The organism is Hymenobacter sp. YC55 (assembly GCF_029433095.1).
GTDB lineage: Bacteria > Bacteroidota > Bacteroidia > Cytophagales > Hymenobacteraceae > Hymenobacter.
On sequence record NZ_JARNTX010000001.1, the window covers coordinates 1,035,814 to 1,049,101 of the forward strand.

8 protein-coding genes are annotated in these 13,288 nt (G+C 56.7%); 7 read left to right on the plus strand and 1 reads right to left on the minus strand.

Features of this window, described 5'->3' with window-relative positions; genetic code table 11:
• The first annotated feature begins 119 nt into the window (after window positions 1-119).
• From araA to P1X16_RS04440, 4 genes are all read left to right on the plus strand, one after another.
• Window positions 120-1,610, plus strand: coding sequence for an L-arabinose isomerase (gene araA, locus P1X16_RS04425; RefSeq protein ID WP_277226644.1), 1,491 nt, complete (start codon window positions 120-122; stop codon window positions 1,608-1,610).
• Window positions 1,611-1,770: 160 nt separating this feature from the next.
• A complete protein-coding gene (locus tag P1X16_RS04430; protein ID WP_277226645.1) occupies window positions 1,771-3,471 on the plus strand; it encodes a sodium/solute symporter in 1,701 nt (566 codons plus the stop codon).
• Between the two features lie 217 nt (window positions 3,472-3,688).
• On the plus strand, window positions 3,689-5,731 hold the full coding sequence (locus tag P1X16_RS04435; RefSeq protein ID WP_277226646.1) for an alpha-L-arabinofuranosidase C-terminal domain-containing protein: 2,043 nt from the start codon (window positions 3,689-3,691) through the stop codon (window positions 5,729-5,731).
• Window positions 5,732-5,888: 157 nt separating this feature from the next.
• Window positions 5,889-7,733, plus strand: a complete 1,845-nt coding sequence (locus tag P1X16_RS04440; protein ID WP_277226647.1) for an NPCBM/NEW2 domain-containing protein — start codon at window positions 5,889-5,891, stop codon at window positions 7,731-7,733.
• Window positions 7,734-8,137: 404 nt separating this feature from the next.
• Here the strand turns inward: P1X16_RS04440 and P1X16_RS04445 are convergent, their stop codons facing one another.
• Complete coding sequence (locus P1X16_RS04445; RefSeq protein WP_277226648.1) at window positions 8,138-8,905, minus strand: DeoR/GlpR family DNA-binding transcription regulator; 768 nt, start codon at window positions 8,903-8,905, stop codon at window positions 8,138-8,140.
• Between the two features lie 169 nt (window positions 8,906-9,074).
• Between P1X16_RS04445 and P1X16_RS04450 the strand changes: the two genes are divergently transcribed.
• From P1X16_RS04450 to P1X16_RS04460, 3 genes are all read left to right on the plus strand, one after another.
• A complete protein-coding gene (locus tag P1X16_RS04450; RefSeq protein WP_277226649.1) occupies window positions 9,075-10,694 on the plus strand; it encodes a glycerol-3-phosphate dehydrogenase/oxidase in 1,620 nt (539 codons plus the stop codon).
• Between the two features lie 218 nt (window positions 10,695-10,912).
• Complete coding sequence (gene glpK, locus P1X16_RS04455) at window positions 10,913-12,463, plus strand: glycerol kinase GlpK (RefSeq protein WP_277226650.1); 1,551 nt, start codon at window positions 10,913-10,915, stop codon at window positions 12,461-12,463.
• Entirely contained in the window at window positions 12,463-13,191 is a 729-nt protein-coding gene (locus P1X16_RS04460; protein ID WP_277226651.1) for an MIP/aquaporin family protein, read from the plus strand. The genes glpK and P1X16_RS04460 overlap by 1 nt, the downstream gene beginning before the upstream one ends.
• The last annotated feature ends 97 nt before the right edge of the window (window positions 13,192-13,288 follow it).

The following is a 13,288-nucleotide window of genomic DNA, read 5'->3' on the forward strand; positions in this document are numbered from 1 at the left end:
GCTCCATGAGTAGCGGCGTCCGCCGTTGCTTTTCTCGCCTTATTCTACCTTCCAACCCCTTCACCAGCTACCCGTTGGTGTTCCATTTTAATCTGCCAACTGCACTTGGCGTCACAAGTATGATTGACATTTCGCAATACGAAGCCTGGTTTATTACGGGCAGCCAGCACCTCTACGGTCCCGAAACCCTGGAACAGGTGGCCGCTCACTCGCAGGAAATTGCCGCTGAACTAGGTACCAAGCTGCCCATCAAAATCGTCTACAAGCCGGTGCTGACCGGCCCGGAGGAGATTTACAAGCTGGTGCAGGAAGCCAACACCACCGAAAACTGCGTGGGTCTGATTGCCTGGATGCACACCTTCTCGCCCGCCAAAATGTGGATCAACGGGCTGAAGATTCTGCAAAAGCCGCTGGCTCACCTGCACACCCAATTCAACCGCGACATTCCGTGGGCAGATATCAACATGGACTTCATGAACACCAACCAATCGGCGCACGGCGACCGGGAGTTTGGCTTCATTGGGGCCCGCATGGGTATCAAGCGCAAAGTGATAGTAGGGCACTGGCAAGACAGTGCCGTGCACCAGAGCCTAAGCGTGTGGTCGCGCGTGGCGGCGGCCTGGGCCGACTGGCAGGGCGCCCGCTTCATCCGTTTCGGCGACAACATGCGCTACGTAGCCGTAACCGAAGGCGACAAAGTGGAAGCTGAAATCAAGTTTGGCTACTCCGTGAACACCTACGGTATCGGTGACTTGGTGGCCGTTATCAATGAAGTGAGCGACGCGCAAATCGATGAGCTGCTAACCACCTACGAGCAGGAGTACGACCTAGCCGACACGCTGAAGGATGGCGGCAGCCAGCGCCAGTCGTTGCGCGACGCGGCCCGAATCGAGGCGGGTATGCGCAAGTTCTTGCAGGACACTGGCGCCAAAGGCTTCACCGATACCTTCGAGGATTTGCACGGTATGGCGCAACTGCCCGGCATTGCCACGCAGCGCCTGATGGCCGAGGGCTACGGCTTCGGTGGCGAAGGCGACTGGAAAACGTCGGCGCTGGTGCGGGCCATGAAGGTGATGGGAGCGGGGCTGCCCGGCGGCAACTCGTTTATGGAAGACTACACCTACCATTTCGCGCCCAACAACAACCAAGTGCTAGGCTCCCACATGCTGGAAATCTGCCCCACTATTGCCGAAGGCAAGGTGCGCGCCGAGATTCACCCCTTGGGCATTGGCGGCAAAGCCGACCCGGTGCGCCTGGTATTCAACTGCCCGGCCGGCGAAGGCCTCAACGCCACCATCGTGGACATGGGCAACCGCTTCCGCATGATTGTAAACGAAGTAGTAGCCGTGGCACCCGAGCAAGACTTGCCGAACCTGCCCGTAGCGCGCGTACTCTGGAAAGTGAAGCCCGACCTGGCAACAGGCGCAGCAGCCTGGATTTTAGCTGGCGGGGCTCACCACACCGGTTTCAGCCAGAACCTAACGGCTGAGTACCTGGAGGATTTTGCCGAGATGGCTGGCATCGAGTACGTTCTTATCGACGACGACACCAAGTTGCGCACCTTCAAGAACGAATTGCGCTACAACGAGGTAGCCTTCGGTGGCCGCTAGCCTAGGGTAAGCCTAGTCGAGCTAAGGCAATAAAAATTCCAAAAAATGTCCTCCCCGCAGGACGCCTGCAGGGGAGGGCATTCATTTTGTCTTAATAATTCTCACTAAAATTAAGCTCTCTTTTACTCTCCTCATTTCCCACGTTCCCTTTCATTAACTCATGCGTAACAACCTTACCACGCTTGACCTGCTTGTCTTTCTCTTCTACCTCGTAGGGGTTTCCGCCTACGGGTACTACGTGTACAAAAGCAAGCAAAAGGCCGAGCAAAGCACCAAAGACTACTTCCTGGCCGAGGGCTCCTTGACTTGGTGGGCCATTGGCGCTTCGATGATTGCTTCCAACATTTCGGCCGAGCAGTTCATCGGTATGTCGGGGTCCGGCTTTAATGTGGGCGTGGCAGTGGCGGCGTATGAGTGGGTGGCAGCTATTGTACTCATCATTGTGGCGGTGTTCTTCATGCCGATTTACTTGAAAGAGAAAATCTTCACGATGCCGCAGTTTCTGGAGCAGCGCTACAACACCACGCTGAGCCTGATTATGAGTATCTTCTGGCTGTTTCTCTACATTCTGGTTAACCTGACCTCCATCCTTTACCTCGGGGCGCTGGCCATCAGCAACCTGATTGGGGGCGGCAGCTTCCACCTGATTATGGTGGCACTGGCCGTATTTGCCTTGCTCATCTCGCTGGGCGGTATGAAAGTAGTAGGCTACACCGACGTAATTCAGGTGGTCGTGCTGGTAGTGGGCGGTTTGGTAACCACCTATATTGCGCTGGACGTGGTAAGCACCAAGTTTGGCTTAGGCGGTGGTGCTATTTCGGGCTTCAAGGCGTTGATGACCAACGCCGACGACCACTTCAAAATGATCTTCCCGAAACCTGGGCCCAATACGCCGCAGGAAGAAATAAATAAATACATTGCCCTGCCCGGCATTGCCATGTACTTCGCTGGTCAGTGGATTGTGAACCTCAACTATTGGGGTTGCAACCAGTACATTACGCAGCGCGCCCTCGGTGCCGACCTGCACACGGCCCGCACCGGTATCCTGTTTGCTGGCATGCTGAAACTGATGATGCCTATCATTGTAATGCTGCCTGGTATTGCTGCTTACGTGCTTTACAAGAACGGTGAGTTGCAGCAGGAAATGGCGTCAACGGGCGCTTTCAACTCCGACAACGCCTACTCCGCCGTGCTAACTTTCCTGCCCAACGGCTTGAAAGGACTCTCGATGGCGGCCCTGACGGCGGCTATTGTGGCCTCGCTGGCCGGTAAAGTCAACTCGATTTCTACCATCTTCACCCTCGACATATACAAGCGCTACATAAACAAAGACGCTCCCGAGAAGCAGCAGGTGTGGGTTGGCCGCTTGGCTATTTTCGCTTCGGTGATACTAGGCGTGGCGCTTACCTGGGAAGATTTGCTCGGTATCGGCGGCGAAGGTGGGTTCCAGTTCATTCAGAAATACACGGGCTTCATTTCGCCCGGTATCTTGGCCATCTTCTTGTTGGGTATGTTCTGGAAACGCACTACCGCTACGGCGGGTATTGTCGGCATCCTGGCGGGCTTTATCCTGTCGGTGTTCTTCAACAACTACGCCGTAGGCGTAATGGGCACCGAAACTATTCTTTACACGGCTTTCCCGAACGGCCACGGCGGCTACGAAATCCCCTTCCTGATTTGCATGGGTTTGTCGTTTGCTTTCACTGTGCTCTTGATGGTGGTCGTTAGCTTGGCTGGTCCTGCCATCAACCCGGGGGCTATCAACCTGACGCCGGGTATGTTCAAGGTCAGTACCCAAACTATGTCGCTGATTGTTATTACGCTGCTGCTCATAACAGCGCTGTACGCTAAATTTTGGTAAAAATTGGTGGTCTAGCGAGTGGTCCTACGAGTTGCCCGCTGGGCTTTGTAGGACCACTACTCGACCAACGCCTGGCAGCCAAGCATGACCATACGAGTAGTGGTTCTGCAAACTGTAAGGCAAAATAAATAGAGTACTTCTTAGTTAAGTCACCCAAAAAATCCCACATATGGCCTCAAAACGCAGCTTTCTACATTCACAATCGATTGTGTCCGGCATGATGCTTTTAAGCACTCTTGCCGCCAACAATGCACTGGCACAAGGCACAGCCGCGCCAGGCACCATCACGGTGCAAGTAAACAAGCCGGGCGCGCCCATCGCCAAAACCATGTACGGCTTGTTTTTCGAGGATATCAACTTCGCTGCCGACGGCGGGTTGTACCCGGAGCTGGTGAAAAACAAGTCGTTTGAAACCGACGAGAACCTCGTGGGCTGGCGCGCTATCAAAGGCGCCGCGGCCTTGTCGACCTACTTGGTTTCCAGCCAGCAGCCCATCAGTGCCACCAACAACCACTTCCTGCGCCTGACTACCCCCACGGCTAGTCCCGATGCTGGTTTCATCAACGAGGGTTTCCGGGGCATGGGCGTCAAGCAAGACGCCGAGTACACGTTCTCCGTCTATTTGCGGAAGGGTCCGGGTAACGTAAGCGGCCTGAATGTGACGATAGAAGAGCCCGGCCGCGGCGGAAACGGACCGGAAGCTGCTTCGTCGGGAAAAGTACTGGCGGAAACCAAAATCACGGGTCTCACGAACGAGTGGAAAAAGTACACCGCCGTGCTCAAATCGTCGGGTACCACCGCTAAGGCGCGGCTCAAACTAACAATGGAAGGCGCCGGCACCATCGACCTTGATGTGGTGTCGCTGTTTCCGAAAGACACCTGGCAGAAGCGCGAGAACGGCCTACGCCCCGACTTGGTGCAACTCCTCAAGGACATGAAGCCCGGCTTCCTCCGTTTCCCTGGGGGCTGCATCGTAGAAGGCCGGACCTTGGACGAGCGGTATCAGTGGAAAGAAACCATTGGCGACGTTGCCAGCCGCAAACCTTTGATTAACCGCTGGAACACCGAATTCAAGCATAAATTCACGCCCGACTACTACCAGTCGTTCGGCTTGGGCTTCTTCGAGTACTTCCAGCTCTCCGAGGACATTGGCGCCGAGCCGCTCCCCATCCTCAACGTAGGCATGGCTTGCCAGTTCAACTCGGCCGAGTTGGCGCCCATCACGGCATCTGGACCAAACGCGGGTAATGCCGCTACCGGTGACCTAACGCTGGATACCTTTATCCAGGATGCCCTAGACCTAATCGAGTTTGCAAACGGACCTGCATCCAGCTCCTGGGGAGCCAAGCGGGTGGCTATGGGCCATCCGGCGCCTTTCAACCTGAAGTATATTGGTATCGGCAACGAGCAGTGGGGTCCGCAGTACCTGGAGCGTTACGAGCCCTTTGCCAAAGCCATCAAAGCCAAGTACCCAAACATGCAAATCGTGTCGAGTGCGGGCCCAAGCCCCGACGGACCGTTGTTTGAAGCGGCCTCCAAGCGCCTGGGGGTGTTGAAGGCCGAGTTTGTGGACGAGCACTACTACGCCAAGCCCGAGTGGTTCCGGCAGAACGTGGGCCGCTACGACAACTACCCCCGCACCGGTCCGAAAATCTTTGCTGGTGAGTACGCCGCGCAAAGTGTCGCCATTGGCAGCCCCGACAACAAGAACAGCTGGGACTGCGCTATTTCCGAAGCTGCCTTCATGACCGGCCTGGAGCGCAACGCCGACGTGGTGAACATGGCTTCGTACGCGCCGCTGTTTGCTCACGTAGATGCGTGGCAGTGGACACCCGACATGATTTGGTTCGACAACCTGAAGGCCTACGGCACGCCCAACTACTACGTGCAGAAGATGTACAGCACCAACGCGGGCACCACTATGCTGCCCGTGCAGATGCCAAACAATGCTAAGAATGGCACCGACAACCTCTTTGCCAGCGCCGTAGCCGACGACAAGGCCGGCGACATTGTGGTGAAGCTGGTGAACTACTCTACGGAGGCGCGCCCGGTGAAGCTGAACCTCGCCGGTGTCAAGAAAATGGGTAAGTCGGCCAAAGCCATTGTACTTGCCAGCAATGACCTGCAAGCCGTAAACAGCTTACAGGAGCCTACCAAACTTGCTCCGAAAGAAGAACAGTTCAAAGTATCGTCTTCGACGGTGAGCTACACGCTGGCTCCTAACTCGTTCACGGTACTCCGGATTCCTGGCAAGCGCTAATTGAAAAGAAGCGAAGAGCGGAGTGGTTGCTAAAGCCACTCCGCTTTTTCGTTGGATTTTCATGGTAACGTCAACGCGCGGAACCTTGGCAAGTGTGGTGGCCGGCAGGCCGCTTTCCTATTACCTACTAGCGTAGGCACCCACCAATTACTTTTCTATGAATCTTCTGCACAAGTCGATAGTGGCCGCTGGGCTGCTGGGTGGTATGGCGGCCCCAGGCTTCAGTCAAACCAAACCTGCGCCTAAAACTGATTTCCACCAGTGGGCCGCCACGCCGCCCATGGGCTGGAACAGCTGGGACTGTTATGGCCCCACCGTAGTAGAAGCCGAGGTGAAGGCCAACGCCGACTACATGGCCAAAAACCTGAAAAGCAGCGGCTGGGACTACGTAGTGGTGGATATCCGGTGGTACGTAGGCAACGATACGGCGCACGGCTACAACGAAAAAGACCCGGATTTCAACATCGACCAGTACGGGCGCTTCATCCCAGCCCCGAACCGGTTTCCATCGGCGGCCGGCGGCAAGGGGTTCAAGCCGCTGGCCGACTACATGCACGCCAAGGGCCTGAAGTTTGGGATTCACATTATGCGCGGCGTGCCGGTGGTGGCCGTAAACCGCAAGCTGCCGATCCTGGGCAGTAAGGCCACAGCCGCCGACATCTACACCAAAGAAGGGCAGGGAACCTGGCTGCACGACATGTACACGGTGGTAGCTGGCAAGCCCGGGGCGCAGGAGTACTACAACTCCATTTTCAAGCTCTATGCCTCGTGGGGCGTGGATTTCGTGAAGGTCGATGACTTGTCGTCGCCGTATCACGCGCCGGAAGTGGAGATGATTCGGAAGGCTACCGACTTAACGGGGCGCAAGATTGTGCTGAGCACCTCGCCCGGCGAAACGCCCATTGCCAATGCCAAGCACGTGCAAGCCAATGCCAACATGTGGCGCACCGTCGGCGACTTTTGGGACAGCTGGGAGCAGCTCAAAGAGCACTTCGAGGTCTGCGACCGGTGGGCGCCGTATAGCATGACGGGGGCATGGCCCGATGCCGATATGCTGCCCATGGGCCGGCTGGGTATCCGGGCCGAGCGCGGCGACGACCGGATGACGCGCTTCACCCACGATGAGCAGTATACCCTGATGTCGTTGTGGTCGATATTCCGCTCGCCGCTGATGTTTGGCGGCGACCTGCCGAGCAACGATGCCTTCACCCTTTCGTTGCTCACCAACAAAGAGGTGCTGGCCATGCACAGCAGCAGCACGAAAAACCGCCAACTGTTTCGCAAAAACGACCTAATTGCTTGGACCGCCGACGACCCTAAAACCGGCGACAAGTATCTGGCCGTCTTTAATGCGCAAGACCAAGAACTGCTGCCCGAAAGTGCCGCCGCGTGGTCGAGTGGCCAAATCACGCGGCAGACGCCCAACCAAAGCAAAGCCGCCGACATCGACATCACCGGCGCCACCAAGCTCTACCTGAACGTGCGCAACGGCGGCGACGACACCGCCTGGGACCACGCCAACTGGCTAGCCCCTACGCTCTCCAACGGCACCAAAACCGTGTCTCTGACCACTATACCCTGGAAGCAAGCCACGGCAGGGTGGGGAAAATCGACCGTGAACAAGAGCGTATCGGGCGGCCCGCTGATAGTAGCCGGTAAAACGTATGCCGAAGGCATCGGGACGCATGCCAACTCGGTCATAGAGTTCGACGTGCCGCCCGGTTACACCCGCTTCAAAACCACCGCGGGCCTCGACAAAGCGGCAGCCAGCCAAAATACCGGCGGCACCATCAACTGCCTGATCTTCACGAAGAGCCCCTACACACCAGCCCCGGCCGATTCATCGCGCATTGTGGTGCCGTTGCAGCAGCTCGGCTTTTCGTCGGCCTGCACCGTGCGCAATCTATGGACCGGCAAAACGGTTGGGGAGTTCACTGGGGAGTTTGCGCCTTTTATTCGCCGGCACGGCGCGGGCTTATACCGAATTTCGGTTAAGAAGTAGGGGGTAACCTTACATGAGCTTAGCTAAGGAGCTACAATTGTTGATTTGCCACTGTTTATAAAGCCCGTCATGCTGAGCTTGTCGAAGCATCTCGCGTGCTGATGTTGCCACAATAACCAGAACGTCATGCTGAGCGCAGTCGAAGCATCTCGCTAGTGTGGTAAACCCCTTTATTGGTTCAACGAGTCGAGCGAGATGCTTCGACAAGCTCAGCAGGACTGATATAGTTTGGTAACGGCAGCACGCGAGATGCTTCGACTGCGCTCAGCATGACGTTCTAGTGGCGTGGGGTAATGCCTTTAAATGCCGTGGTCAATTATACCCGACTTCTACTTATTCGAGCAGGGAATTAACGGCGTTTGTAATTTAAATTGCTGATCATTAGAGATATTGAGCTAACGATCCTACACGATGGTCAGCTTAATGCCTCGCTCTTTTAGCGCCTTGGCGTCTTGGGTTGAGATGCCTCGGTCGGTGATGATGCGGTGGACTTGCTCGAGGCCGCAGATGCGGCTGAAGCCGCGCTTGCCGAACTTCGAGGAATCGGCTAACACAACCACTTCCTGTGCGGCACGCAACATGGCCTGGTTGAGGTGAGCTTCGCCGGAATTGGTGGTAGTGAGGCCAAAATCCAGGTCGATGCCATCGACGCCCAAGAACAGCTTCTGGCAGGAAATATCCGCGAGTACTTGTTCGGCTTGTGGCCCTGTAACCGAGGAAGAACTATGCCGCAAATAGCCTCCAAGTTGTAGTACTTCTATTTCCGGATGATTGACAAGTTCTAAACCCACATTTAGCGCCGCCGTGATGACCGTCAGAGGCAGGTGGGGGGGGAGGGCCCGCGCCAAGGCTACTATGGTGGTACCCGAGGCCATAATCACCGCTTCCTGTGCTTTTAGGAGTGCTGCCGCTGCCGCTGCAATACCAGCTTTCTCCTCCACGTACAGCAACTCCTTCTCGTTGACAGGCCTGTCCTTGATGTAAGGGTTTTCCAGGGCCGCTCCGCCATGCGTACGAAATAGCAGTTCTTTGTCTTCTAACAGTTTCAAGTCCTTCCGAATCGTTACTGCCGATACATTTAGTTCTTCACATAAGTCGAGAACATCAACGTGCTTTTGCTCCTGCAAGCGTTGCAGAATATGTTGGTGCCTTTGGGCGCTAGAAGGGTTCATGAGGCAAAACTATTCTTTTCCAAGAATTTCAAGTAAACATTATGGTAGTTACATGCATAACGAAGTGAAATATAAGCTACAGTTAATTAGGTGAACCTGGTTGCGTTAAGTTTCGTTTTCTTATCTTTATAGTAAGTAAACGTAAGATAACGAAGCTATGCACGGTAGTATGCCAGACACCTTGTTTGAACGCCAAACGCTGCTGCAGCAATTGCAGGATCAACCTGTGTGGGATTTGCTTGTGATTGGGGGCGGGGCAACAGGTTTGGGTGTGGCCCTCGATGGTATCAGTCGGGGTTACAAAACCTTACTGCTCGAACAGGTAGACTACGCGAAAGGAACAAGCAGCCGCAGCACCAAGCTCGTGCATGGCGGCGTGCGCTACTTGGCGCAGGGCGATGTGGCGTTGGTGCGCGAAGCGTTGTATGAACGGGGCTTGCTACTGAAAAACGCGCCTCACCTGGTTAAGAATCAAGATTTCATCATCCCCAACTATGAGTGGTGGGGTGGCCCGTTCTACACCGTTGGGCTGAAGATGTATGATCTGTTGGCGGGCAAGCTGAGCTTGGGCGCCTCGGTGCACCTTAGCAAGCAAGAAACGCTGGAGCGCCTGCGCAACCTTAAATCAGAAGGCTTGAAAGGCGGCGTACTCTACCACGATGGGCAGTTTGACGATGCTCGCCTAGCCATCAACCTCGCCCAAACGGCCATCGAATTGGGCGGTACTCTGCTCAACCACTTCGAAGTGCGCGGGCTGCTGAAAGACGTGCTGAAAGACGCGCAAGGCAAAATAGCTGGCGTGGTAGCCGCCGACCAGGAAACAGGCATCATTTACGACCTGCACGCCAAAGCCGTAGTAAATGCCACCGGCATTTTCGTCGATGATATTCTGCAGATGGATAAGCCCGGCGGCAAGAAGCTGGTGCGCCCAAGCCAGGGCGTCCACATCGTGCTCGACAAATCGTTCTTGCCCGGCGACGATGCCCTGATGATTCCGAAAACTGACGACGGCCGGGTGCTTTTCGCGGTGCCGTGGCACAACCGCGTGGTAGTAGGCACCACCGACACGCCCCTCAAGGAATACAGCCAAGAGCCTCAGGCGTTGGAAGAGGAAATCGAGTTTATTTTGCGTACTGCGGGCCGCTACCTCGCCCGCGCGCCCAAGCGCAGCGATGCGCTGAGCGTGTTTGCAGGACTACGGCCACTGGCCGCAACGGAAGGCGGGGGCGAGAAAACGCAGGAAATTTCGCGCAGCCACAAAATCCTTGTCTCCGATGCGGGCCTGATTACCATTACGGGCGGCAAGTGGACCACTTACCGCCGCATGGGCCAGGACACCGTAGACAAAGCCATTGCGCTAGGCAAACTACCCGCCGCCGAAAGCCAGACCGCCCACCTGCCCATCCACGGCGCGCAAGCCACTCCCGACCGAAGCAACCACCTCTACGTGTATGGCACCGACCAGCCTGCTTTGCTCGACCTCATTGCCAAGCATCCCGCACTTGGCGAAAAGCTAGACGATACCCTGGAATTTCTGAAAGCCGAGGTAGTGTGGGCTGCCCGCTACGAAATGGCCCGCACCGTGGAAGACGTACTGGCCCGGCGGGTGCGCGTACTGTTCCTCGACGCCCGCGCTGCTATCCGGGTAGCACCGGAAGTGGCCGCCTTGCTCGCCCAAGAGCTTGGCCACGATGCCGCCTGGCAACAAGAGCAGATAACCGCCTTCCGGCAAGTAGCGCAACACTACTTGTTGGAAAACCAAGAGGTTCCAGTAAAAGAAGAGGTGTGACTGTCATTCCGACGCACAAGGAATCTGGCTTAATCTATTCGACGAGTTAACGTCAGATTCCTCCTGGCGTCGGAATGACAGCTGTTCTTCATGAGCAGGCCCTCAGGGGTTGATTATACCACCTCCACGCTACCATTTTGTGTGCAAAGCATTGCTATGCCGAATGCTTTGCGCTTCTTCACCTACTCTTTCCACCTCCTCACTGTATACCTCCCACTATGCAGCAATTCATCCTTGCCCTCGACCAGGGCACTACCAGTTCCCGCGCCATCCTTTTCGACCAAAAAGGGCACATGGTGTCGGAGGCGCAAAAGGAATTCACGCAGATCTTTCCCAAGCCCGGTTGGGTGGAGCACGATCCGCTGGAAATCTGGTCGACGCAGGCGGGCGTAGCGGCCGAGGCAACGGTGAAAGCGGGGCAGAATGGCAAGAGTATTGCGGCCATCGGCATCACCAACCAGCGCGAAACAGTGGTAGTGTGGAACCGCAAAACCGGCAAGCCCGTCTACAACGCCATTGTGTGGCAAGACCGCCGCACGGCCGAGTACTGCGACCAGCTGCGGCAAGAAGGGCGAGAAGACCTCATCCGCAACAAAACGGGCTTGGTGCTCGACGCCTACTTTTCGGCCAGCAAAGTGCGCTGGATACTCGACAACGTAAAAGACGCGCGCAAACAGGCCGAAGCCGGTAAGCTAGCCTTCGGCACCGTGGATAGCTGGCTGATCTGGAATTTCACGCAGGGCGAGCTGCACGTCACCGACGTAACCAACGCCTCGCGCACCATGCTCTTCAACATCCACTCCCTCACGTGGGACGATGAGCTGCTGGCACTGTTCGATATTCCGCGCAGCATGTTGCCGGAGGTACGGCAGTCGAGCGAGGTGTACGGCGAAACCAAAACCACCATTTTCGCCTCGAAAATCCCGATTGCGGGCATTGCCGGCGACCAGCAGGCCGCCTTGTTTGGGCAACAGTGCGTACGCTCGGGCATGGTAAAAAGCACCTACGGCACAGGCTGTTTCATGCTCATGAACATCGGGACGGAAGCCCGGCTTTCGCAAAACAAGCTGCTTACCACCGTGGCGTGGAAGATAGACGGGCAAGTGCAGTACGCGCTCGAAGGCAGCATTTTCATAGCCGGTGCCGTGGTGCAGTGGCTGCGCGACAACCTCGGCCTCATCAAAACCTCGGCCGAGGTAGAGCAGCTCGCCAAGCAAGTCAGTAGCAGTGAGGGGGTATGCTTCGTGCCGGCCTTCGCCGGGCTCGGCGCCCCGCATTGGGACCAATATGCGCGGGGCGTCATTTTCGGCATGTCGAGGGCCACGACGGCGGCCCACATTGCGCGGGCGGCCGTGGAAGCCATTGCCTACCAAACCATGGACGTGCTCAAAGCCATGCAAGCCGACGCGGGCTTACCCATTGCGGAGTTGCGGGTGGATGGCGGTGCCACAGTCAACGAAACGTTGATGCAGTTCCTGTCGGATGTGCTGGACACCAAAGTGGTGCGACCCCGCATGGCCGAAACCACGGCCCTAGGCGCCGCCTACCTGGCAGGCCTAGCCGTGGGGTATTGGAAGAATGTAGAAGAAATTCAGGCGCTCAACCACGCCGAAACACGGTATAGCCCCCAAGCTAAGCAGCCGCAGATACAAGAAGGCATAGCCAATTGGAACCGCGCCGTGCAAGCCTTGCAGGTGTGGGCCAGCGGCTCGCACCCTGCCAAGCAGTCCGTATCCACCATCACTCAACCCCAAACCACCGAAGCCTAATGAGTCCTTTTGTTGCAGAGTTTGTTGGGACTACGGTGCTGTTGTTGCTAGGAAATGGGGTGGTAGCCAACGTGGTACTTACCGATACAAAAGGCCACAACAGTGGCTGGCTGGTGATTACCACGGCGTGGGCCTTGTCGGTGTACGTAGGCGTGGTGATTGCCGGGCCCGTGAGTGGGGCGCATCTGAATCCGGCCGTGACGGTGGGGCTGGCCGTGGCCGGCAAGTTTGCCTGGAACCTGGTGCTGCCGTACTTAGCGGCGCAGTTCAGCGGGGCCTTTGTGGGTGCTGCGCTGGTGTGGCTACTCTACAAAGACCACTTTGACCGCACTGCCGAAACGCGTCTAAAGCTCGCCGTGTTTTGCACCGGGCCCGCCATTCGCAACCATGCCTCCAACCTGCTCAACGAAACGATTGGTACGCTGGTACTGGTGCTGGCCGTATTCTTTATTGCCGGAGCCGAAATTACATCCTCCCATACGCCCATCGGCTTAGGCTCAGTAGGTGCGCTGCCCGTGGCCCTGGTAGTGTGGGTAGTTGGTTTAGGCCTCGGCGGCACCACCGGCTACGGCATCAACCCCGCCCGCGACCTGGCCCCGCGGCTGGCGCACGCGTTGCTGCCCATCCGCGACAAAGGCCCAAGCGAGTGGACCTACGCTTGGATTCCTGTGGTAGGCCCGTTTCTGGGCGGCATACTAGCGGCGGCGCTATTTCTGGTGCTGAGCTAGCTGCAACTGTGCATCATAGTCTTGTAAGGCTGCCATCAAACAAACAGCCCATCATGCTGAACTTGTCGAAGCATGATGGGCTGTTGTATTTTCTGTT